Source organism: Limibacillus sp. (genome assembly GCA_037379885.1).
Classification (GTDB): Bacteria; Pseudomonadota; Alphaproteobacteria; order Kiloniellales; family CECT-8803; genus JARRJC01.
This window is the reverse complement of the sequence record JARRJC010000027.1, coordinates 1-21,428: the sequence shown is the minus strand read 5'-3', so window position 1 is coordinate 21,428 and position 21,428 is coordinate 1. Positions and strand designations below refer to the sequence as shown.

Here is a 21,428-nt window from a genome sequence, read left to right as displayed (position 1 = left end):
GGCTTACTCCTCTTCCTTTTTCTTGTCGCCGAGACCCTCGAAGAGCCCGCGCAGCAGCGCTTCAGCGCGTTTTGCCTCCTCCGGGTTCTCGATGGCCAGCGCCCGCAGGCGTTCGGCCATGCGGTGGCGCAGCTCGCGCGCGAAGCGGCCGCTCGCAGCCTCCGCGTCGCCCTCCTCGGCGGCCACCCGGCGCAGCCCTTCCAGACCGCTCTCCAACTCCTCGAAAATGCCGCCGGCCGCGCGGCCCGACTGGCGCTCCAGCAGGCGCACCAGCTCACCCTCTATGATCGCCTCCGCCTCGCCCAGGGAATCGCCCCGGCTGGAGCGTCCCTCGCGCGCCAGACGCTCCAGGTCGTCCAGGTCGTAGAGAAAGACGTCCTCAAGCTTGTCGCAGGCCGGGTCCACATCCCCCGGAATGCCCCCGTCGATGATCAGCAAGGGCTGACGGCGGCGGCGCTTGACGACGCGCTTCATCATCTCCGGCGAGAGGCTGTAGCTGGACCCGGCGAGGCCGGTGATCACCACCTCCGCCTCCACCAACGCCGTCTCCAGTTCATCCCAGGGACGCAGGGTCGCGCCCAGGCGCCGGGCCGCCGCCTCGCCGCGCACCGGGCGCGGATGGCTGACCGCGGCCTGCGCGATCCCGGCCTCGCGGAACGAGCTGGTGAAGAGGTCGATGGTCTCACCCACGCCGAGCAGCAGCAGACGGCAGCGTTTCAGGTCGCCGTGGAGATCGCGCGCGGTCTGCAGGGCGACGGCGGCCATGGTGACCGGCCGCTGTCCGATCGCCGTTTCGCTGCGCACCCGCTTGGCGGCGGCAAAGGCGCTTTGGCAGGCTTCGTCCAGCAGCGGGGAGAGCAAGCCGGCGGCGCGCGCCCAGCGCTCTGCGTCCTTGACCTGGCCCAGCACCTGCGGCTCGCCCAGCACCAGGGAATCCAGCGAGGCGGCGACCCGCGAGAGATGGCGCAGCGCGGCCGCGCCCGCATGGCGGTAGAGCGCGCTTTCGAGACGCCCTCTATCCACCTCGGCCCAATCCGCCAGCCAATCGAGAAAGAGCGCTTCCTGCTCCGGGCTTTCCATGAGCATCTCGACGCGCTCGCAGGTGCAGATCAGCAATCCGGCCTTGAGGCCGCGCTTGGCAAGATCGGCGAGGAAGCGCTCGACCGGCGGCTCGTCCAGGAAGAGGCGGTCGCGCCAAGCGTCCTGGGCGAAGCGCAGGTGCGTGCCCACCAAGTGGAGATCGGCAATCGTTGTGTTGGGCGCCGCCATGGCCCTTGCCCCGCCCCGCTAGGAAAAGCGGGCGAGCGCGCCGGCCAGGTTGTCGAGAGGAACCAGTTCCTGCTCGCCGCTGTCGAGATCGCGTACCATCGCGGCCGACTGTGCAAGTTCGTCCTCGCCCAGAATGACGGCGGCACGCGCGGCGATCTTGTTCGCCCGCTTCATGCGCTTCTTCATGTTGCCCGAATAGCCCAGATCAACGGAGAGCCCCGCACGGCGAAGCTGCTCGGCCAGCGCAAGAGCCCTGGCCTCCGCCGCCTCGCCCAGCGGCACCAGCGCGATGGCGCGCGGCGCGGAGGGCACGTTCTCGACCAGCATGGAAAGCCGCTCGATCCCAGCCGCCCAACCCACGCCGGGCGTCGCTTGCCCGCCCATGGTCTCCACCAGCCCGTCGTAGCGTCCGCCGGCCATGACCGCGCTCTGGGTGCCCAGCTCCGTGGTCGTGAACTCGAAAGCCGTATGGCAGTAGTAGTCGAGCCCGCGCACCAGACGCGGGTTCAGTTCGTAGGCGATGCCCAGCGTCTCCAGCCCGCTCTTCACCTCGGCGAAGAAGGCCAGGCTCTGATCGTTCAGGTAGTCGCCGAAAAGCGGCGCGTCGGCGACCAGACGCCGGTCGCCCTCGTCCTTGGAATCGAGAATGCGCAGCGGATTGCGCTCCAGCCTCTGGAGCGAGTCCTCGGAGAGCTTCGCCTGATGGTCCCGGAAATACTCGACCAAGGCCGCGCGGTAGTTCTGCCGGCTTTCCGGGTCGCCCAGGGTGTTGAGCTCAAGCGTGATCCGCCCGCCCAGGCCCAGCGCCTCCAGAATGGCGTGACCAGCGGCGATCACCTCGATATCGCCCAGGGGCTCCGCCACGCCCAGCAGCTCCACGCCGATCTGGTGGAACTGGCGGAAGCGGCCCTTCTGCGGGCGCTCGTGGCGGAACATGGGCCCGGCGTAGAAGTACTTCAGCGGCAGGTCCTGGCGCAGGCCGCCCGACAGCATGGCGCGCACCACGCCCGCCGTGTTCTCAGGCCGCAGCGTGATCTGCTCGCCCTCCTTCATCTCGAAGGTGTACATCTCCTTGGTGACGATGTCGGAGGTGTCGCCCAGGGTGCGCTTGAAGACTTCGGTGAACTCGAAGATCGGCGTCGCCATCTCCTCATAGCCGTAGCGCAGCGCGACCTCGCGCGCGCGCTCGATCACCTCGCGGTGGCGGCGCATTTCTTCCGGCAAGAGGTCGCGGGTGCCGCGTACCGGCTGCATGTCGGCCAAGGGGTTCTCCTTAGAATGATTGGGGGCGCTAAGAGGCGGGTGTCAGGGCTTCGTCGCTTGCCTTGGCCTTGGCCGCCTCGGCCTCGATCTCCGCGGCCTTCTCCTCGACCAGCTGCACCAGATGGTCGACGATCGACTCGTCTTTCAGCCGGTGGTGCTGCACACCGCCCAGATAGACCTGATGGGTGCCGCGCCCGCCGCCGGTAAAGCCGATGTCGGTCATGGTCGCCTCGCCGGGCCCGTTCACCACGCAGCCGATGACGGAAACGGTCATGGGCGTGGAGATGTGCGACAGGCGCTGTTCCAGGACCTCGACCGTCTTGATCACGTCGAACTGCTGACGCGCGCAGGAGGGGCAGGAGATCACGTTGACCCCGCGGTGGCGCAGGCCCAGGGACTTCAGCATCTCAAAGCCGACCCGGACCTCTTCCACCGGATCGGTGGAGAGCGAGACCCGCAGCGTATCCCCGATCCCCGACCAGAGAAGGTTGCCGAGCCCGATGGAGGACTTGACCGTGCCCGAGCGCAGGCCGCCCGCCTCGGTGATGCCGATGTGGAGCGGATAGTCGCAAGCCTCGGCCAGGCCGTGATAGGCGGCCACGCAGAGAAAGACGTCGGAGGCCTTGCAGGAAATCTTGAACTCGAAGAAGTCGTTGTCTTCCAGGATGCGGATGTGGTTGAGCGCGCTCTCCACCATCGCCTCCGGGCAGGGCTCGCCATAGCGTTCCAGCAGTTCGCGCTCCAGCGAGCCCGCGTTGACGCCGATCCGCATGGAACAGCCGTGGTCCTTTGCGGCCTTCACCACCTCGCGCACCCGTTCCGCCGAGCCGATGTTGCCCGGATTGATGCGCAGGCAGGCCGCGCCCGCCTCGGCTGCTTCGATGGCGCGGCGGTAGTGGAAGTGGATGTCGGCGACGATGGGGACGTTGGCGCCCCGCACGATCTCCTTCAAAGCCTTGGTCGAGTCCTCATCGGGGCAGGAGACGCGGATGATGTCGGCCCCGGCCTCCTCCATGCGGCGGATCTGCTCAAGCGTCGCCTGCACGTCCGGCGTCGGCGTGTTGGTCATGGTCTGCACCGTGATCGGCGCATCGCCGCCCACCGGCACGGAGCCGACCATGATCTGGCGCGACTTGCGGCGGTGGATGTCTCTATAGGGACGGACGCTCATGCTCTCCATCGCCCTCCGTCAGGCGGATTGCTATCGCTCTCGGCGGGCGCTCCCGCACCGGGAAGATGCGCCGAAAAGCGTTCGGATTCAAGGTTAAGGCCAAGCTCAGGGGCGCTGCAAGTCACTGGCCCAGTTCCGCCTTCAAGGCGTCCGGCTCCAGGGGGATGTCACGGCGCACCTGGCCCTGCTCGCCCAGGCCCGGCAGCCGCTGGCCGTCCAGCGTGACCGCCAGCCCACCGGCGTTGCCGGTCATCATCACCAGATCGCTGCGCGGCGGCACCTTGTAGGAATCGCCCCGGCGCAGGACCCGCGACAGGATCAGGCGCCCGCCGCGGTCGCGCACCTCGACCCAGGAATCGCTCTCGGCCAGCAGCACGACCCGCGCATTCTCGTTGACCGCGCCATAGACGCGGCCCTCGGGCAGGTCGCCCGCCTCCTCGCTGCGCTCGGGCGGCAGCGGCGCGGGCAGGCTTGCTGCTTCGCCCGCCGCGCTGTCGCCAGTGGCGCTGTCGGTAATGGCGCTGTCGGCAGTAGCGCTGTCGGCAATGGCGGGCTCCACCGTTTCGGAATCGGGCAGCACGTCCTGAGACCCGAGGGGCTCCGCCGGCTCCGGCGCCGGCTGAAGAGCACCAGTCTGATCCTGCGCCAACAGGTCGGCGGCGGGATCCGCCTCCGGCGCCGCCTCTTGAGCCGGGGCTTCAGGTTCCGGAGCTTCAGGAAGCGGGTCCGCCTCGGTCGTGACCTCGGCCATGGCTTCCGGCTCTTCGAGGGTCTCAGGCGGCGTCACCGCATCGGGCGGCGTGCTTTGCCTGTTCGCGGCATCGGAAGACCCGACCGGCGCGTCCGGATCGATGGGTGCATCGGGGGCGGGCAAGCCCTCGGGCAAGGGCTCCACCAGACCGCCGTTCGGCGCAGCTTCGTCCGTCGTCACCGCCGGGGCTGGCGTCGCAGGTTCGCCGGGCTCCGCTGCTTGTTCCGGCGCCGCCGGTTCCTCGGTCTCGACCAGCGCCGCCAAATCCTCGGGCAGCGGCTCCACCAGCTCGGTGAAGATTTCGCCTTCCTGTCCCACGTAGTACCAAACGCCGTAGCCGACCGCCGCCAGCAGCACCGCCACCAGCAGCAGGGCGACGCCGGGGACGCGCCCCTCCTGGGCAGGCACGGGGAACTGCAGGGAGCGTCTCGTCTCCAGGCCCGACACCTCCGCCTTGAAACGCTCGACCAGTTCCTTGGGATCGAGTCTCAGGTACTCCGCATAGGCGCGCACGAAGCCGATGGCGTAGGTGGTCCCGGGCAGGCTCTCGTAACGGGTCTCCTCGATCGCCTGGAGATAGAAGGGGCGGATGCGCAGCGCCGTCGCCACGTCCTCTATCTCCAGATCATAGGTCTCGCGCACCTCGCGGAGCTGGCGGCCCACGGAAAAGTGGCCGCCGCCCTCCAGCGGGGGCTGCTCCAGATAGGGTTCTTGCTGGTCTTGGTCGCTGGGCACTGAAAAGGCCTCTTCATCCTGTCGCGGGTGCAAGGGACGCGCGGCCATCGGGCCGCCGGTCCTCACCGCTGTTCAAGTCATAGCAAAGCCGGACAGGCGGCGGCAAACGCCATCGCGCAGGCCCGCTTCAGGGCAGCCCCTAGAGCTTCACCCCGCGGTCCTGAGCAAAAGCGCGCAGCAGCGGGCGCAGGCTGCGCGCCGGGCGTTTCGAGAGATAGGCGACCAGATCTCCGACCTCCCCGGCATCCAGGCTGCGCACCATCTCCTTCACGGAGGAGATCGAGCCGGCGTTCATGGAAAGCCGCCGCAGGCCGCAGCCGATCAGCGTCATGGCCTCCAGGGGATTGCCCGCCATCTCCCCGCAGAGCGTGAGCGGCACCTCGGCCGCCGAAGCGCGCTGCGCGACGTCGCGCAGAAGGCTCAGCATGGGCGGAGAGAGCGGGTCGAAACGCCGCATCAGACCGGTGCTGCCCCGGTCGCTGGCGAAGACGAACTGAAAGAGGTCGTTGCTGCCGATGGAAAGGAAGTCGACCTCGGCCAGGAGCTCGTCCAGCTGCCAGAGCAGTGCCGGGACCTCCAGCATGGCGCCCAGGTGAACTTCGGAAGGGCCCTTGGCGCCGCGCTTCATCTCGCGCTCCAGGGTCTTGTGGAAATGACGGCGCGCGACGCGCATCTCCGTCAGGTCGGTGACCATGGGGAACATGACGCGCAAGGGACGGCCCGCCGAGGCCTGGATAAGGGCGCCCAGCTGATCGCGCAGCAGGACCGGGCGGTCGAGGGTCATGCGGATCGCCCGCCAGCCCATGGCCGGGTTCTCCTCGTTGCTCATGGCGATGTAGGGCAAGGGCTTGTCGCCGCCGACATCCAGCGTTCGGAAGACCACCGGGCGGTCGCCGACCTGGTCGTAGATGCGCTCATAGAGCTGCTGCTGCTCGGCGCGGGCCGGATAGGCGTCGCGCACCATGAAGGGAATCTCGGTGCGGTAGAGTCCGATCCCGGCGGCGTTGCTTTCCTTCAGGTGCGGCAGATCGAGCAGGAGCCCGGCATTCATCAAGAGCGTCACCTCCTGCCCGTCGCGGGTGACGGAGGGCAGGTCGCGGGTCGCGGCCAGCGCGGCGCGGCGGCGCTCGCGCTCGGCGATGGTCTGGATGAAGGTCTGCTTGATGGACTCGCCGGGCCGCGCGAAGACCTGCCCGTTCTGCCCGTCCACCAGCACCGTGTCGCCCGGCATGATCCGGGTCATGGCGGTGGTGCAGCGCCCGACGGTGGGCAGCCCCAGGGCGCGCGCCACGATGGCGACATGGGAGGTGCGGCTGCCCTCCTCCAGCACCAGCGCGCGCAGGCGGTTCCTGTCATAGTCCAGCAGTTCCGCCGGTCCCATGGTGCGGGCCACGATCACCGCTTCCTCCGGCAGGTTCTGGGCCGAGCCCTGCACGCCGGAGAGGTGCTGCAACAGGCGGTAGGCGAGGTCTTCCAGGTCGGCCAGCCGCTCGCGCAGGTAGGGATCGCGGACCTTGGCCATCTTCTGGCGTGTTTCGTTCTTGATCCGCTCCACCGCCGCCTCGGCGGACAGGCCGCCCTGGATCTGATCGCGGATCCGCTCCATCCAGCCGCGGTCGTGGGCGAACATGCGGTAGCTCTCCAGCACCTCGCCCTCCTCGTCGTCGAGGCTGGCGTCGACCCGGTCGACGAGGCGGTCGACGGCGAGACGCATCTCCTCCACCGCGCGGTTCAGGCGCTCGATCTCGGCGTCCGGGTCCTCGGCCACCACCTGGTCGATCACGATGCCCCACTGGTGCAGCACGGCGCGGCCCATGGCGAAGCCTTCGTTCAACACCATGCCGGACAGCCGCGCGGGCAGAAGCGATGCGCCCTCGACGCTGCGGCCTTCCTCCTGGCTGATGATCTCACCGCTGCCGAAGAGCTCGGCCAGCACCATGGCCACGGTCTCCAGCGCCTCGATCTCCTCTTCGCCGTAGTGGCGGCGCGTGCGGTTCTGCACGACCAGCACGCCCAGCACGCGCGCGCCGCGCTGGATCGGCACGCCGCAAAAGGAGTGATAGAGCTCCTCGCCGGTCTCCGGGCGGTAGGCGAAGTTCGGATGGTTCTGCGCGTCGGAGAGCGCGAGCGGCCCGGCCTTCAGCGCGATCTGGCCGACCAGGCCCTCACCCAGGCGCAGACGGGTGTTGTGCACGGCCTCGGGCCGCAGCCCCTGCGTTGCGAAGAGCTCCAGGACCTCGCCCGCCCGCATGGCGTAGATCGAGCAGACCTCGGCCACCAAGTTGCTGGCGATCAAGGTCACCACGCGGTCCAGGCGCGACTGTACCGGACCGCCGGACTTCATCGCGTCCCGCAGCAGGCGCAGCAGTCGTCGCGAGCCCGCCCAGTCTATCTGCTGTGGGGCGGCCCGTGGTGTCTCCGGCGGAGTCATCTTTATCTATCTAGGCCGCGTCCAGTCCGTATGCAGTATGCAGGCTTCGAAGCGCCAGCTCGGTGTACTCCTCGGAGATCAGGACGGAGACCTTGATCTCGGAGGTGGAGATGACCTGGATGTTGATCCCCTTGTCGGCCAGGGCCTTGAACATGCGCTGGGCGACGCCGGCGTGGCTGCGCATCCCGACCCCGATGACCGAGACCTTCACCACGTCCTTGTCGGCGCGCAGTTCCTTGTAGCCGATCGCTTCCTCCTGCCCCTTCAGCACGTCGACCGCGCGGTTGAAGTCCGCCTTGGTGACCGTGAAGGTCAGGTCGGTCGCAGCCCCGGTGGCCGAGACGTTCTGGACGATCATGTCCACGTTGATCTGGGCGTCGGTGAGCGGGCCGAAGATCGAGGCCGCCACGCCCGGCTTGTCGGGCACCTCGCGCAGGGTGATCTTGGCCTCGTCCCGGCTGTAGGCGATGCCGCTTACGATTTCCTGTTCCACGATCTCTTCCTCGTCAACAACCAGGGTTCCAGGGCGGTCTTCGAAGCTGGAGAGGACCTGGAGGCGCACCCCCTCCTTCATGGCCAGTTCCACGGAGCGGGTCTGAAGGACCTTCGCCCCCTGGGAAGCCATTTCCAGCATCTCTTCGTAGGTGATCTTATCGAGCTTGCGCGCCTTCGCAACGATGCGCGGGTCGCTGGTGTAGACCCCGTCGACATCGGTGTAGATGTCGCAGCGATCGGCCTTCAGCGCGGCGGCCAGACCCACGGCGGAGGTGTCGGACCCGCCGCGACCCAAGGTCGTGATGCGGCCCTGGGAGTCGATCCCCTGGAAGCCCGCCACCACCGCCACCTGCCCCTCGCCGAAGCGGCGGATCATATCGCCGGTGTCGATGGCCTGGATGCGGGCCGAGCCGTGCGCGTCGGAGGTGCGCAGCGGCAACTGCCAGCCGAGCCAGGAGCGCGCCGCCACGCCCATCGACTGCAGGACGATGGAAAGCAGTCCGACGGTCACCTGCTCGCCGGAGGAGACCACAACGTCGTATTCGCGCAGGTCGTAGAGGCTGGAGGCCTCCTCGCAGAGCCCGACCAGACGGTTGGTCTCCCCGGACATGGCGGAGACCACCACGGCAACCTCGTTGCCGTCCTCGACCTCGCGCTTGACGCGATGGGCGACGTTACGGATGCGCTCTATCGTGCCCACCGATGTACCGCCGAATTTCATGACGATGCGCGCCATGGCTCTTCCCGTCCCTGATGCCGGTCCTGTGGCTTGAAGTTGTCCGGCTTTGCCGGGAATTGCGAGCTGCGGGAGTTGCCGCGCGACGCGTGGCTATCCATACTCAATGCGGGCCCGAAAATGCAAGTCTGGCCAACGGCAAAAGCCCTGTTCTGAAAGAGAAAGGCCGCGATTTTGACCCGCAGCGCTAAAAAAGCAGCAGCCGACGGCAGAAAAAGCAGCGTCGACGCCTTGGAGATCGAGAAGTTCGCGCAGCAGGCCGAGCAGTGGTGGGACCCGGAGGGCAACTTCCGCCCGCTGCACCGCCTGAACCCTGCGCGCCTCACTTTCATCCGCGACCGCTTGAGCGCGCACTACGGGCTTTCCGGCGGGGTAAAGCCGTTGAAGGGACTGAAGCTGCTGGACGTGGGCTGCGGCGGCGGGCTGCTGGCCGAGCCGCTGGCGCGCATGGGCGCGGAGGTCACCGCCATCGACGCCGCCGAGGAATCCGTCGCCGCCGCCAAGCTGCACGCAGAGGCCATGGGTCTTGCCATCGACTACCACGCCATCACCGCTGAAGAGCTGCTGGAGGAAGGCGCCGCCTTCGACGCGGTGCTGTCGCTGGAGGTGGTGGAGCATGTGGCGGACGTGCCGGGCTTTCTGGAGACCCTCTGCGGCCTGGTGAAGCCGGGCGGCGCGCTGATCCTCTCGACCCTCAACCGCACGCCCAAGTCCTTCGCCATGGCGATCGTCGGGGCGGAATATCTGCTGCGCTGGGTGCCGCGCGGGACGCACGACTGGCGGCGCTTCCTGAAGCCCTCGGAACTGGCGCGCAGCCTGCGCACCCGGGGCTTCGAGACGCGCGCGCTATCGGGTCTGGTCTACAACCCGCTCACCGACACATGGCGCACCGACGACCGGGACCTGGACGTCAACTATCTGATGATGGCGGTGCGGGAGGACTAGTTGTCCTTCTCGACCCAGGGGATCTTGGCGAAGGGAACGCCTTCCTCGGCGAGCGCCCTCGCCTCGTCGTCGTCGGCCTCGCCGTAGATGTTGCGCTTGTCGGCCTCGCCGTAGTGCATCTTGCGGGCTTCCTCGGCGAATTCCTTGCCCACGTAGTCGGAGCTTTCCTCGACGGCCTTGCGGACTTCCTTCAGGGCGGCGCGGACCCGCGCGCGCTCTTCAGCGGCGCTCATGCGCTTTTCCTCACCCACCTTGCGGGAAAGCGAGGGCGCCATCAGCGCCTTTTCGATCTGGGTGGAGCCGCACTCGGGGCAAGAGACCTCGCCGGCCGCCTTCAGCGTGTCGAACGCGGCCGAAGAGGCGAACCAAGCCTCGAACAAATGCTCTTTTTCACAAGTCAGGTCATAGGAAATCATGGCAATTTCCGCCGCGAACGCTCAATTATTCCTGCCGAAGCAGTCTGATATAGAAATGGGCGGGGACAACCGCCAAGACAAGATAGGGTGCGAAATGACCGGAAAGAGCGATCACGCGGCGCGCCCCGCCGCCTCGCCCTGGGTGCAGCGCTTTGCGCATCTCCTGCCAGCGGGAGAGCCCGTTCTGGACCTGGCCTGCGGGTCCGGGCGCCATACCGCCTATCTGCGCGAACTGGGCTATGAGGTGACGGCGCTCGACCGCGACCTGTCGCGCCTGGGCGACCTGGCGAAGGATCCCGGCGTGGAACTGGTCCAATCCGATCTGGAGGACGGCAGCCCCTTCGCCATGGCCGGGCGGCGTTTCGGCGGCGTGATCGTCACCAACTACCTCTACCGCCCGCTCTTCCCATCGCTGGTCGAGGTTCTGATGCCCGGCGGCCTGCTGCTCTACGAAACCTTCGCCCGTGGGCATGAGCGCTATGGCAAGCCGAGCAATCCCAACTGGCTCTTGAACCAGGGCGAACTGCTCGAGCGGGCGCGCTTCGAGCGCATCCAGGTCCTGGCCTTTGAGGATTTGGAGTTCACCGACCCCGAACCGGCCTGCAAGCAGCGCATCGCCGGGCGCAAGATCGGCTAGGCCGGACGCTACTCCCCGGCTTCGCGGCGTCGCTTCAGTTCGAAGGGACGGTCGTTCTCCAGCGACGGCACCGTGCTTCGGGCCTTGGCGACCAGGGCGGGGTCGATCTCCGCCAGCACCACGCCGGTCTCCGTCCCGCCGTCGGCCAGCACCTCGCCCCAGGGCGCCACCACCAGGGAATGACCGTAGGTGCGCCGCTTGTTGGTGTGCTCGCCGGTCTGGGCGGCGGCGAAGATGAAACAGCCGGTCTCAATGGCGCGGGCGCGCTGGAGCACATGCCAGTGCGCCTTGCCCGTCATCTCGGTGAAGGCGGCGGAGGTGGTGATGAAGGAAGCCCCGGCCTTGGCGAGCGCCCGGTAGAGGTAGGGAAAGCGGATGTCGTAGCAGATGGTGATGCCGAGCCTGCCCCAGGGCAGATCGGCGAGGACCGCCTCCTCGCCCGGCCGGAAGGTGGCCGACTCGCGGTAGGTCTGGCCGTCCGGCACCTCGACGTCGAACATATGGACCTTGTCGTAGCGCGCGGCGATCCCGCCGTCCGGCCCGAACAGGAAGGAGCGGTTGGCCGCCTTGTCGCCGCCGAGCCCGATGGTCATGGACCCGATGGAAAGCCAGACGCCCAGTTCGCGGGCCAGTTCCGAGAAGGCCGAGACGCCGGGGTGCTTTTCCTCCGGGTAGGCGCGCGCCATCTGCTTTTCGCGCACCGTCTCGATCATGGTGGTGTTCTCCGGCGTCACGATCAGCTTCGCGCCGCCGGCCGCGGCCTCGCGGATGAAGGCCGAGGCGCTTTCGATGTTGGGTTCGATCTCCGGCCCGGAGTTCATCTGCACCAGGCCGACTGTAAAGGGGCTGCTCATGCGCCCTGCCCCAGCAGCGGATCGAGCTTACCGTCGCGGTCCAGCGCGAAGAGCTCGTCGCAGCCGCCGATATGCTCGCCATCGATGAAGATCTGCGGCACGGAGGTACGCCCGCCCGCCCGCTCGGTCATCTCCTTGCGCTTTTCGGGGTCGGTGAAGACGTCCAAGTCCTCATAGTCGACGCCCTTGGCCTTCAAGAGGCTCTTGGCGCGGGCGCAGTAGCCGCAGAGAAAGCTGGAATAGACTTCGATCTTCGCCATGCAGGGGACCCTCTTCAATCCTGGCGCGGTTCGGTTCACTCCCCCTTATTTAGGAACCAGCTCCGCATTTGTCACCTCACCACCCTGGCAAGCACCAGGACGTCCACGCCGCCGGCCCCGGCGCGCAGAAGCGTGCGGGTGCAGGCTTCCAGGGTGGCGCCGGTGGTGAAGACGTCGTCGATCAGAAGCACGCGCCGCCCCTGTATGGCGCTGGCGCGCTTTGGATTGACGCGAAACGCGCCCGCGACGTTGCGCTGACGCTGGCTCCGGCTCTTGCGGCCCTGGGATGCTGTCGCGCGGCGGCGCTGCAGGAGGTCCGGGACGCAAGGAAGCCCACTGCGGCGCGCCAGGCCCTGGGACAGCAGGGCGGCCTGATTGTAGCGCCGCGCCAGCAGGCGGCGCCAATGAAGCGGCACGGGAACCAATATGTCGGCCTCCTCCAGAAGCTCCGCACCGGCCAGCCCGAGCCAACCGGCGAAGAGCCGGGCGCTCTCCGTCCGGTCGGCGTGCTTGAAACGCAGGATCAGGCGCCGGCTGCCCTCGTCATAGCGCAGCGCCGCGCGGCCGCGCCGGTAGGGTGGCGGGCGGCGCAGGCATTCCCCGCAGAGCGCGCCCGGCTCCGCCTCCAGCTCGAAGGGCAAGCCGCAGTGGGCGCAGTGGGGCCGTGAGATGAAACTGAGCTGCGACCAGCAGTCCAGGCAGAGCGAGACCGAGGCCAGCGTCTCCTTGCTGCACCCGAGGCAACGCGGCGGCAGCAGAGAGTCCAGCAGGCCGCGCCCGAAAGAGACGGCAAGCCTCTTGCCAAACCGGCCTAAGGATCCAGTCTCCCGGATCGTCATACCCTTTTCGGCCCCCACGTTAGACTTCCGCGCTCTTCCGCGCGCCGCTTGGCGCGGCATTGGCGCTTTCCCGCGCGGGGGGCAGTTTGGCATAGTCGCCCCCATGACCGGTAACCCTTCCGTCTTCGACCGCCGTCTCCTTCGGCTGCGCCGCGAGCGCGCGGCGGGAAAGCTGGACCACTACGGCTTTCTCTTCGAGGAGGCGGGCGAGCGGCTGCTGGACCGCCTGGACGATATCCGCAGAGGCTTTCCCGACGCTCTCGATCTGGGCGCGCGTGACGGCACGCTGGGCCGCCTGCTGAGAGGGCGCGGCGGGATCGAACGGCTGGTGCAGTGCGAACTCTCCGAGGGGATGGCGCGCCGCGCGTCCGCGACCGGCGCAAGCCTGGTGGCCGACGAGGAGTTCCTGCCCTTCGCCCCGGCCTCCTTCGATCTGGTCATGAGCCTCTTCTCGCTGCACTGGGTCAACGACCTCCCGGGCGCTCTGTTGCAGGCGCGCCAGGCCCTGAAGCCAGATGGTCTCTTTCTGGCCAGCCTCTTGGGCGGGGAGACGCTCTGGGAGTTGCGCGACGCCCTGATGGAAGCGGAGATGGAAGTCGAGGGCGGCGTCAGCCCGCGGCTCTCCCCGGTGCTGGATCTGGCCGACGCCGCCGGGCTGCTGCAACGCGCGGGCTTCGCCCTGCCGGTCGCCGACCAGGAGACGCTGGTGGTGGATTACCCCAACGCCCTGAAGCTTCTGGACGACCTGCGCGGCATGGGGGAAAGCAATGCGAACCTCCAGCAGCGCAAGGGCTTCACCCGGCGGGCCACGCTGCTGCGCGCCGCCGAAATCTATCAGGACCGCTTCCAGCGGGCCGACGGGCGCATTCCCGCGAGCTTCCAGATCTTCACCCTGACCGCCTGGGCGCCCGACGAGGCGCAGCCCAAGCCGCTGCGCCCCGGCAGCGCCTCTCAGCGGCTCGCAGATGCGTTGGACAGCGAGGAGCAGTCCGCCGGGGACAAGGCCGCGCCGAAGGAGCCGGAGGGCGGGAGGTGATGGAGATCGTGACCCGCCGCCTCAAGGGACGGCCCCTCTGCCAGTCCGACTTCGCCGACCTGCGCAGGCTGCACAGCGACCCGGAAGCCATGAAGACGCTGACAGCCAGCGGCAAGCCCCAGCCCGAAGCTTTTTCCCATGGGTTCATCAAGCGGGTGGAAGCCACGTGGGAGAGCTCCGGCTTCGGCGTCTGGACGTTCCGGACGCCGGAGGAAGGGCTCTTCGTCGGTTACTGCGGACTGCGGCCCTATCTCGTCTACGGCGAGCCGGAGACCGAGTTGCTCTACGGCCTCCTGCCGGACTTCTGGGGTCAGGGGCACGCGAGCGAGATGGCGGCGGCGGCGCTGGAGGTGGCCTTCGGGCGGTTGGCGCGGAAATCTGTGGTGGCCTTCACGCTCCACCGCAACGCCGCCTCGCGCCGGGTCATGGAGAAGAACGGCATGACCTATGAGAAGGACATCATCCACGCAGGCCTGCCCCACGTGCTCTACCGGCGCTGCGCCTAAAGCAGGTCGCAGAGCAGCGCCACCAGGGGCTCGTCGGCGGGCGGCATGGGATAATCGCCCAGGCGCGCGGGCCTGACCCAGGCCAGCTTCTGACCCTCCCGTGGGCTGGGGTCGCCCTGCCAGGTGCGGCAGGCGAAGAGCGGCATCAGGAGGTGAAAGTCCTGGTAGCTGTGCGAGGCGCAGCCGATGGCGGCCAGGCAGGAAGAGCGCGTGTCCACGCCCAGCTCTTCCTTCAGCTCCCGGATCACCGCGGCCTCCGGCGTCTCCCCGGCCAGCAGTTTGCCGCCGGGAAACTCCCAGAGACCGGCCATGGATTTGCCCTCGGGCCGCTGGGCGAGGAGGACGCGTCCGTCGATGTCGATGAGGGCGGCGGCGGAGACCAAAAGCAGCGGCTTGCCTTCAGCGCCGCGCGTCTCGGCCTGCCAACAGCCGCTGTCGCTTTCCCGGGTCACTGCGGCGCGCTCCGGGCCTAGCTGCGGTAGTCGGCGTTGATGTCGATGTAGCGGTGCGTCAGGTCGCAGGTCCAGACCGTCGCCTTGCCGCGCCCGATCCCGACATCGACCTCGATCACGATGTCGCGGCCCTTCATGTGGGCGGCGACCGGCGTCTCGTCGAAATCGGGAACCCGCTCGCCGTTGCGCGCGAGTTCGATGCCGCCCATGGAGATGGAAAGGCGGTCGCGGCTCGCCTTCTCCCCCGACTTGCCGACCGCCATGACGATGCGGCCCCAGTTGGCGTCCTCTCCCGCGATCGCCGTCTTGACCAGCGGCGAGTTCGCGATGGACAGGCCGATGCGCTTGGCCGCACGCGCGGAGGCGGCCCCCGTGACGGTGACGGTGATCAGCTTCTCGGCGCCCTCGCCGTCCTTGACCACCTGAAGCGCCAGATCGAGCAGCAGTGCGTCAAGCGCCTTCTTGAAAGGCTTCAGCCGCTTGTCGGCGCGATCCTTGATCTTCTTGTGTCCGGCAGCGCCGGTCGCCGCCAGCAGCAGCGTATCGCTGGTCGAGGTGTCGCCGTCCACGGTGATGGCGTTGAAGGAGCGCTCGCAGCCCTTGGAAAGAAGGCCCTGAAGCACGGCGGGCGCGATGTTGGCGTCCGTCACCACGAAGGAGAGCATGGTCGCCATGTCCGGGGCGATCATGCCTGAGCCCTTGGCGATGCCGTTGATGGCCACCCTCCGCCCATCGATCTCCAGCGTCCGGTTGGCGCCCTTGGGGTAGGTGTCGGTGGTCATGATCGCCTTGGCGGCGCTTTCCCAGGCGTCGGCCTGCTGTCCCTTGTGCAGGCCCTCCAGGGAGGCGGCGATCTTGTCCGCGGGCAGCGGCTCGCCGATCACCCCGGTCGAGGCGAGGAAGGTCTCACCCTTCTTGCAGCCCAGCGTGGCGGCGAGCGCCTCGGCGCAGACCGTCACCGCCTTCTCCCCTACCGAACCGGTGAAGGCGTTGGCGTTGCCTGCGTTGATCAGGATGGCCCGCGCGCGGCCCTTCTTCAGGTTCTTGCGGCACCAATCCACCGGAGCCGAGGCGGTCAGCGACCGGGTCAGAACGCCTGCGATGGCCGCGCCCTCGGGGAACTCGAAGAGGCAGACGTCGGTGCGGCCCTTGTACTTGATGCCCGCCGAGCCGGTCGCGATGGTCACGCCCTCGATCGGCGGCAGGGTCGGAAAGGCCTCGGGCGCAAGAGGGGAAACCGGCATTGCCATAGCTGAACTCGTCCTGAAAGGAGGGAACCGGACCCCGCGGCGCGGGGTCCGGACCCGGAGCCCTTAATTCTGCGTCATGGCGCCATCGGGGTCACGCAGGTTTTCCACCCCGGCGGCGGCGCGCAGCTCCGTCAGCATCTCCTGGACCGCCTGGGTCTGAAGCTCGGCCACGAGCTGCTCGCGAACCTCGTCCAGCGGCGGCTGCGCGCCCTCGCGCGTTTCCTCCACGAGGATCACATGCCAGCCGAACTGGGTCTGGACCGGCTCGGCCGAATAGCTGCCGGGCTCCAGCGCGAAGGCCGCGTCGGAGAAGTCGGCGACCATCATGTCGGCCGTGAAGAAGCCGAGGTCGCCGCCGTTGGCTCCGCTCGGGCCGGTCGACCGCTCCTTGGCCAGTTCAGCGAAGTCGGCGCCGCCGTCGAGCGCTTCGATCACGGCTTTGGCGTCTTCCTCGTTCTCCAGCAGGATGTGACGCGCCTTGATCTCCTGCTTGGGGGGATTTTCCTCCAGGAAGGTCTCATAGCGCGCGGCCACGGCCTCGTCGGTCGCGACCTCCTCGATCTTCTGCTCCAGGTAGTAGTCGCGCAGCACGGCCTTGCGGGCGTTCTCCAGCCGCTCCTGCACGACCGGCTCGTCGTCCAGTCCAGCGGCGAGCGCGGCCTGGGTCACCAGTTCCAGATCGATCAGGCGCTGCACCAGGAACGGATAGACCTGGCTCAGGTTCTGGACGTACTGGGGCCCCAGCTCCTGGGCGGCCTGCAACACCTCGGCATGGGTGATCTCCTTCTCGCCGACGCGGCCCACCACCGTGTCCGCGTTCAGGGTCTCGACCGGGGGCAGCGCACCAGAGGCGTCGTCGCCAGAGGCGGCCTCCTCAGCGGGGGCCTCCTCAGCGGGGGCCTCGCTCGCCGGTTCACCGGCTTCGGTGTTCTCCCCGGCGCTTTCGGCGCCTTCGCTGCCGCTGTCCTGTGCGAGCGCCGTGTTGAAGGCGGCGCCGGCCAGGAGAAGCGCGGAGGCGAGGAGAAGCGCGGAGGCCAGAAGGCCCCAGCGCAGGAAGCCGGCGGGGAGCGCAGCGGCGGCGGTCTTGGAATCATTGCGCATGGAATTTCCTTAAGCTTTGAGCGTCACGTTGTTGTTATGAGCACGGCTGTGAATCCCAGGGACGCCGGGATGGGCGCGCTCTTCATTCGGCGCGCATCATGCAGAGCGGGCCGCCCCACGGCAAGCCTTGCCTTGGAATCGTCATATCCGGGAGGAGCCTTCGGCAATCCGGGCTTCTCGTTGACACTTAGGGGCGCTTTGCCTATGTCTCACTCGGGCGACGGGTCGGGGGCGGCCCTGGCGCCAGAGAAGCTTTTTTCCCCACGCCTCGAGAGGCCAATAGTATATGTTCGGCGCGCTCGCTAAGCGGTTGTTCGGAAGCGCAAACGACCGTCTCGTCAAAACCCTTCAGCCGATGGTCGACAAGATCAACGCTCTCGAACCTGAGTTCGAAGCGATGAGCGACGACGACCTGCGCGGCCAAACCGCGAAGTTCCGCGAGCGGCTGGATCAGGGCGAAAGCCTGGAAGACCTGCTGCCCGAAGCCTTCGCCACGGTGCGCGAAGCCTCCAAGCGGACCCTCGGCCTCAGGCACTTCGACGTGCAGCTTGTCGGCGGCATCGTCCTCCACCGCGGCATGATCTCCGAGATGAAGACCGGTGAGGGCAAGACCCTGGTGGCCACGCTTGCGGTCTATCTGAACGCCCTCTCGGGCAAGGGCGTGCACGTGGTCACGGTCAACGACTACCTGGCCCGCCGCGACTCCGAGTGGATGGGCGAGATCTATAAGTTCCTCGACCTTTCGGTCGGCTGCATCGTGCCCGGCCTCGATTCCATGCAGCGCAAGGTCGCCTATGCCTGCGACGTGACCTATGGCACCAACAACGAGTTCGGGTTCGACTACCTGCGCGACAACATGAAGTTCCGGCTGGAGGACATGGCCCAGCGCGAGTTCAACTTCGCCATCGTCGACGAGGTGGACTCGATCTTGGTGGACGAGGCGCGCACCCCGCTGATCATCTCCGGACCCGCCGAGGACTCCTCGGAACTATACAAGCGCGCGAACACCCTGATCCCGCAGCTCGACCCGGAAAAGGATTACGAGAAGGACGAGAAGGCCCGCTCGGTGACCTTCACCGAGGAAGGCCAGGAGCGCATGGAGCAGCTGCTTCGCGACGCCGGCCTGATCGAGGAGGGCACGCTCTTCGACATCGAGAACATCTCCCTGCTGCACCACGCCAATCAGGCGCTGCGCGCCCACACGCTGTTCCAGCGCGACAAGGACTACATCGTCAAGGACGACAAGGTCGTGATCATCGACGAGTTCACCGGTCGCATGATGGAGGGCCGCCGCTATTCCGAGGGCCTGCACCAGGCCCTGGAAGCCAAGGAAGGCGCCACCATCCAGCAGGAGAACCAGACGCTCGCCTCGATCACCTTCCAGAACTACTTCCGCCTCTACCCGAAACTGGCGGGCATGACCGGCACGGCCATGACCGAGGCGGACGAGTTCCATCAGATCTACAAGCTGGAAGTGGTGGAGATTCCGACCAACGAACCGATCATGCGCAAGGACTACGACGACGAGGTCTACCGCACGACGCGCGAGAAGTACGACGCCATCGTCGATCTGATCAAGGAGTGCCAGGAGCGCAAGCAGCCGGTTCTGGTCGGCACGGTCTCCATCGAGAAATCCGAGATGCTGTCGGAGAGCCTGAAGAAGGCCAAGATCAAGCACAATGTGCTGAACGCCCGCTACCACGAGCAGGAAGCCCAGATCATCGCCCAGGCCGGCGTTCCCGGGGCCGTCACGATCGCGACCAACATGGCCGGACGCGGCACCGACATCCAGCTGGGCGGCAACTACGACATGCGCTTCGCCCAGGAGGCCGAGAGCATCGAGGACGAGGACAAGCGCCGCGCGCAGGCCGAGAAGATCAAGCGGGAGATCGCCGAGCAAGCCGCCGTGGTGCGTGAAGCGGGCGGGCTCTACGTGATCGGCACCGAGCGCCATGAGAGCCGGCGCATCGACAACCAGCTGCGCGGACGCTCGGGCCGTCAGGGCGATCCCGGCGCCTCGAAATTCTTCCTGTCGCTGGAAGACGACCTGATGCGCATCTTCGGCTCCGACCGCATGGACGGCATGCTGCAAAAGCTGGGGCTGCAGGAAGGCGAGCCCATCGTCCACCCCTGGGTCAACAAGGCCCTGGAGAAGGCGCAGCAGAAGGTCGAGGCGCGCAACTTCGAGATTCGCAAGAACCTCCTGAAGTTCGACGACGTGATGAACGACCAGCGCAAGGTGGTCTTCGAGCAGCGCCGCGAATTCATGCAGTCCGACTCCGTGCAGGACATCGTGAGCGACATGCGCCACGAAGCCCTGGAGGACGCGGTCCACAACGCGATCCCCTCGGGCTCGCTGCCCGAGCAGTGGGACCTGGACGGCCTGCACGTCGAGGTGCGCCAGTTGACCGGACTGGACCTGCCGGTTGCCGACTGGGCCAAGGAGGAAGGCATCGCCGAGCCTGAGATCCTGGAGCGCCTGAAGAAGGCGAGCGATTCCCGCATGGCGGAAAAGGCGGCCAACTTCGGGCCGGAGATCATGCGGATGGCCGAGAAATCCATTCTGTTGCAGGTCATGGACCAGCAGTGGAAGGACCATCTGCTGTCGCTCGATCACCTGCGCCACGGCATCGGGCTGCGCGCCTTTGGTCAGCGCGATCCGCTGAACGAGTACAAGCGCGAGGCCTTCGACCTGTTCCACGCCATGCTGGCCGAGATGCGGGGCCGGGTGACCTCGGTCCTGAGCCACCTGGAGATCCGCCGCCCAGAGGAGCCCGAAAGCGTCGCTCCGCGCCCGCGCGAGCAGGTCATGCACGAGGGGCGTGAAGACCCCGCCCTCGCCGATGCCGGCCCGGCGGCCCAGCCCTCGCCCGCCCAGGCCTCGCAAGCCCAAACCCAGGGCGGCGCGACCGTCACCACGCGACAGGCCGCCGAGACCGTCGACCCGAACCGGCCGGAGACCTGGGGCCGCGTTTCGCGCAACGCCCCCTGTCCTTGCGGGTCGGGCAGCAAGTACAAGCACTGCCACGGCAAGCTCGACTAACCGGCTGTCGGATGGCGGGCGCCCCTGCTAAACTGGGGCATGAGCCTGGAAGCACCTCAGGAACCGCTTGAGCCGCTTGGCGCCGCCGGCGCAAGGCGCAAGGACCTGCGTCCATGGTACGAGCGGCCTTATGGACTGGCCGCGGTCCTGATGACCCTGCTGGTGGGCGCCATCACCTTCTTCCTGGCGGGCTATGTCGGCTGGCTGGCCTTTACCATGATCGGCGTCTTGGGCCTCATGATCTCCGCCCGGCTTCAGATCAACGACGGCGATGCCGTGCCCGACTACCACTACGGCTCGACGGGCGTCTATCTGATTTCCATGCAGCGCCGGGAGCGCGAGAAGCTGCCGCCCGAACTGCGTCACCACCACGCCCACGAGCAGCGCGAGCGCAACCGCCTGATCAAGGCGGTCAATGGCATCTGGATCGCCTACCTGCTGCTGGGACTGGTGATGTTCGCCCGGCAGAACGGCGCCTTCTAGGTAGTACTGTCAGAGGGAAGCTTCATCAGGAAAGGCCCTTCTGGCCCATGGCCAGGAACTTGTCGCGGCGGTGGGTCTTCAGCGCGGGTCCGTCGAGATCGCGCAGGTCTTCCAGCGCCCGCAGAATGGCGCCTCCGACCGTCTGGATGGCGCCCGCACGCTCTCGGTGAGCGCCACCCAAGGGTTCCGCCACGACGGCGTCGATCACGCCCAGCTTCTCCAGGTCCTGCGCTGTAAGGCGGAGCGCCTCGGCAGCCACCTTCGCTTCTTCACCAGACCGCCAGAGGATGGAGGCGCAGCCTTCGGGCGAGATGACCGAGTAGATGGAATGCTCCAGCATCAGAACCTTGTTGGCCGCGGCCAGCGCGATCGCTCCGCCGGAGCCGCCCTCTCCGATCACGACGGAGATCAGCGGCACTTTCAGCCCCAGACAGACCTCGATCGAACGGGCGATGGCCTCTGCCTGGCCGCGTTCCTCCGCGCCCAGGCCGGGATAGGCGCCGGCGGTATCGACGAAGGTGACCACGGGGAGGCCGAAATGATCGGCCATCTGCATCAGGCGCTGGGCCTTGCGGTATCCCTCCGGCCGGGCCATGCCGAAGTTGCGTTTCACGCGGCTAGCGGTGTCGCCGCCCTTCTCGGTGCCGATCACCATGACCGAGTGCCCGCGCAAGCGCCCCAGACCGCCTACAATGGCGGCGTCCTCGCCATAGAGCCGGTCGCCCGCGAGCGGCACGAAGTCCTCGATCAATTCC

20 protein-coding genes are annotated in these 21,428 nt (G+C 67.6%); 6 read left to right on the top strand and 14 right to left on the bottom strand.

What is annotated here, in order from left to right; translation table 11 throughout:
• Positions 1-3: 3 nt before the first annotated feature.
• The 6 genes from hemA to P8X75_09785 form a co-directional block, all read right to left on the bottom strand.
• A complete protein-coding gene (gene hemA / locus P8X75_09810) occupies positions 4-1,269 on the bottom strand; it encodes a glutamyl-tRNA reductase (protein MEJ1995489.1) in 1,266 nt (421 codons plus the stop codon).
• An 18-nt stretch (positions 1,270-1,287) separates the two neighbouring features.
• Complete coding sequence (hisS, locus tag P8X75_09805; protein MEJ1995488.1) at positions 1,288-2,523, bottom strand: histidine--tRNA ligase; 1,236 nt, start codon at positions 2,521-2,523, stop codon at positions 1,288-1,290.
• Positions 2,524-2,560: 37 nt separating this feature from the next.
• The gene (gene ispG, locus P8X75_09800) at positions 2,561-3,703 is read right to left on the bottom strand and encodes a flavodoxin-dependent (E)-4-hydroxy-3-methylbut-2-enyl-diphosphate synthase (protein MEJ1995487.1); all 1,143 of its coding nucleotides are present in this window, start codon (positions 3,701-3,703) and stop codon (positions 2,561-2,563) included.
• A gap of 121 nt (positions 3,704-3,824) precedes the next feature.
• Positions 3,825-5,189 (bottom strand): DUF4115 domain-containing protein, encoded by a 1,365-nt coding sequence (locus P8X75_09795; protein ID MEJ1995486.1) that lies wholly within the window; start codon positions 5,187-5,189, stop codon positions 3,825-3,827.
• A 139-nt stretch (positions 5,190-5,328) separates the two neighbouring features.
• A complete protein-coding gene (gene ptsP, locus P8X75_09790) occupies positions 5,329-7,620 on the bottom strand; it encodes a phosphoenolpyruvate--protein phosphotransferase (GenBank protein MEJ1995485.1) in 2,292 nt (763 codons plus the stop codon).
• A gap of 10 nt (positions 7,621-7,630) precedes the next feature.
• The gene (locus P8X75_09785) at positions 7,631-8,851 is read right to left on the bottom strand and encodes an aspartate kinase (protein ID MEJ1995484.1); all 1,221 of its coding nucleotides are present in this window, start codon (positions 8,849-8,851) and stop codon (positions 7,631-7,633) included.
• A gap of 231 nt (positions 8,852-9,082) precedes the next feature.
• On the opposite strand from P8X75_09785, the gene ubiG reads away from it, so the two are divergent.
• Entirely contained in the window at positions 9,083-9,796 is a 714-nt protein-coding gene (gene ubiG / locus P8X75_09780) for a bifunctional 2-polyprenyl-6-hydroxyphenol methylase/3-demethylubiquinol 3-O-methyltransferase UbiG (GenBank protein MEJ1995483.1), read from the top strand.
• Here ubiG and P8X75_09775 read toward each other — a convergent pair.
• A complete protein-coding gene (locus P8X75_09775) occupies positions 9,793-10,212 on the bottom strand; it encodes a DUF1178 family protein (protein ID MEJ1995482.1) in 420 nt (139 codons plus the stop codon). The genes ubiG and P8X75_09775 overlap by 4 nt on opposite strands.
• 94 nt (positions 10,213-10,306) lie before the next feature.
• On the opposite strand from P8X75_09775, the gene P8X75_09770 reads away from it, so the two are divergent.
• Complete coding sequence (locus tag P8X75_09770) at positions 10,307-10,849, top strand: class I SAM-dependent methyltransferase (GenBank protein ID MEJ1995481.1); 543 nt, start codon at positions 10,307-10,309, stop codon at positions 10,847-10,849.
• Between the two features lie 8 nt (positions 10,850-10,857).
• Here the strand turns inward: P8X75_09770 and P8X75_09765 are convergent, their stop codons facing one another.
• The 3 genes from P8X75_09765 to P8X75_09755 form a co-directional block, all read right to left on the bottom strand.
• Positions 10,858-11,703 (bottom strand): carbon-nitrogen hydrolase family protein, encoded by an 846-nt coding sequence (locus tag P8X75_09765; protein MEJ1995480.1) that lies wholly within the window; start codon positions 11,701-11,703, stop codon positions 10,858-10,860.
• Positions 11,700-11,963, bottom strand: a complete 264-nt coding sequence (grxC, locus tag P8X75_09760; GenBank protein MEJ1995479.1) for a glutaredoxin 3 — start codon at positions 11,961-11,963, stop codon at positions 11,700-11,702. The genes P8X75_09765 and grxC overlap by 4 nt, the downstream gene beginning before the upstream one ends.
• 71 nt (positions 11,964-12,034) lie before the next feature.
• Entirely contained in the window at positions 12,035-12,802 is a 768-nt protein-coding gene (locus P8X75_09755; protein MEJ1995478.1) for a ComF family protein, read from the bottom strand.
• Positions 12,803-12,905: 103 nt separating this feature from the next.
• Here P8X75_09755 and P8X75_09750 point away from each other — a divergent pair, with 103 nt between their 5' ends.
• Positions 12,906-13,838, top strand: a complete 933-nt coding sequence (locus P8X75_09750) for a methyltransferase domain-containing protein (protein ID MEJ1995477.1) — start codon at positions 12,906-12,908, stop codon at positions 13,836-13,838.
• Positions 13,838-14,344 carry a GNAT family N-acetyltransferase gene (locus P8X75_09745; protein MEJ1995476.1) on the top strand — a complete coding sequence of 169 codons (507 nt, stop codon included), beginning with the start codon at positions 13,838-13,840 and terminating at the stop codon, positions 14,342-14,344. The genes P8X75_09750 and P8X75_09745 overlap by 1 nt, the downstream gene beginning before the upstream one ends.
• Here the strand turns inward: P8X75_09745 and P8X75_09740 are convergent.
• The 3 genes from P8X75_09740 to P8X75_09730 all read right to left on the bottom strand — a co-directional run bounded on the left by P8X75_09740 (position 14,341) and on the right by P8X75_09730 (position 17,147).
• Positions 14,341-14,796 (bottom strand): (deoxy)nucleoside triphosphate pyrophosphohydrolase, encoded by a 456-nt coding sequence (locus P8X75_09740; GenBank protein ID MEJ1995475.1) that lies wholly within the window; start codon positions 14,794-14,796, stop codon positions 14,341-14,343. The two genes, P8X75_09745 and P8X75_09740, sit on opposite strands and share 4 nt — an antisense overlap.
• A gap of 17 nt (positions 14,797-14,813) precedes the next feature.
• On the bottom strand, positions 14,814-16,046 hold the full coding sequence (gene argJ / locus P8X75_09735) for a bifunctional glutamate N-acetyltransferase/amino-acid acetyltransferase ArgJ (protein ID MEJ1995474.1): 1,233 nt from the start codon (positions 16,044-16,046) through the stop codon (positions 14,814-14,816).
• A gap of 63 nt (positions 16,047-16,109) precedes the next feature.
• Positions 16,110-17,147, bottom strand: coding sequence for a peptidylprolyl isomerase (locus P8X75_09730; GenBank protein ID MEJ1995473.1), 1,038 nt, complete (start codon positions 17,145-17,147; stop codon positions 16,110-16,112).
• A 286-nt stretch (positions 17,148-17,433) separates the two neighbouring features.
• On the opposite strand from P8X75_09730, the gene secA reads away from it, so the two are divergent.
• Positions 17,434-20,190: a preprotein translocase subunit SecA gene (gene secA, locus P8X75_09725; GenBank protein MEJ1995472.1), complete on the top strand. Its 2,757-nt coding sequence runs from the start codon at positions 17,434-17,436 to the stop codon at positions 20,188-20,190.
• 39 nt (positions 20,191-20,229) lie between these two features.
• Positions 20,230-20,673: a hypothetical protein gene (locus tag P8X75_09720; GenBank protein ID MEJ1995471.1), complete on the top strand. Its 444-nt coding sequence runs from the start codon at positions 20,230-20,232 to the stop codon at positions 20,671-20,673.
• A gap of 25 nt (positions 20,674-20,698) precedes the next feature.
• On the opposite strand, the gene P8X75_09715 is transcribed toward P8X75_09720, so the two are convergent.
• A partial coding sequence (locus P8X75_09715; GenBank protein MEJ1995470.1) for an acetyl-CoA carboxylase carboxyltransferase subunit alpha occupies positions 20,699-21,428 on the bottom strand: 730 nt, incomplete at its 5' end.

Excerpts from the sequence above, each read along its gene's own strand:
- hemA (MEJ1995489.1), bottom strand. The coding sequence starts at position 1,269 with ATGGCGGCGCCCAACACAACGATTGCCGATCTCCACTTGGTGGGCACG.
- hisS (MEJ1995488.1), bottom strand. The coding sequence starts at position 2,523 with ATGCAGCCGGTACGCGGCACCCGCGACCTCTTGCCGGAAGAAATGCGC.
- ispG (MEJ1995487.1), bottom strand. The coding sequence starts at position 3,703 with ATGAGCGTCCGTCCCTATAGAGACATCCACCGCCGCAAGTCGCGCCAG.
- ptsP (MEJ1995485.1), bottom strand. The coding sequence starts at position 7,620 with ATGACTCCGCCGGAGACACCACGGGCCGCCCCACAGCAGATAGACTGG.
- P8X75_09785 (MEJ1995484.1), bottom strand. The coding sequence starts at position 8,851 with ATGGCGCGCATCGTCATGAAATTCGGCGGTACATCGGTGGGCACGATA.
- P8X75_09775 (MEJ1995482.1), bottom strand. The coding sequence starts at position 10,212 with ATGATTTCCTATGACCTGACTTGTGAAAAAGAGCATTTGTTCGAGGCT.
- P8X75_09770 (MEJ1995481.1), top strand. The coding sequence starts at position 10,307 with ATGACCGGAAAGAGCGATCACGCGGCGCGCCCCGCCGCCTCGCCCTGG.
- P8X75_09765 (MEJ1995480.1), bottom strand. The coding sequence starts at position 11,703 with ATGAGCAGCCCCTTTACAGTCGGCCTGGTGCAGATGAACTCCGGGCCG.
- grxC (MEJ1995479.1), bottom strand. The coding sequence starts at position 11,963 with ATGGCGAAGATCGAAGTCTATTCCAGCTTTCTCTGCGGCTACTGCGCC.
- P8X75_09755 (MEJ1995478.1), bottom strand. The coding sequence starts at position 12,802 with ATGACGATCCGGGAGACTGGATCCTTAGGCCGGTTTGGCAAGAGGCTT.
- P8X75_09750 (MEJ1995477.1), top strand. The coding sequence starts at position 12,906 with ATGACCGGTAACCCTTCCGTCTTCGACCGCCGTCTCCTTCGGCTGCGC.
- P8X75_09745 (MEJ1995476.1), top strand. The coding sequence starts at position 13,838 with ATGGAGATCGTGACCCGCCGCCTCAAGGGACGGCCCCTCTGCCAGTCC.
- argJ (MEJ1995474.1), bottom strand. The coding sequence starts at position 16,046 with ATGGCAATGCCGGTTTCCCCTCTTGCGCCCGAGGCCTTTCCGACCCTG.
- P8X75_09730 (MEJ1995473.1), bottom strand. The coding sequence starts at position 17,147 with ATGCGCAATGATTCCAAGACCGCCGCCGCTGCGCTCCCCGCCGGCTTC.
- secA (MEJ1995472.1), top strand. The coding sequence starts at position 17,434 with ATGTTCGGCGCGCTCGCTAAGCGGTTGTTCGGAAGCGCAAACGACCGT.
- P8X75_09720 (MEJ1995471.1), top strand. The coding sequence starts at position 20,230 with ATGAGCCTGGAAGCACCTCAGGAACCGCTTGAGCCGCTTGGCGCCGCC.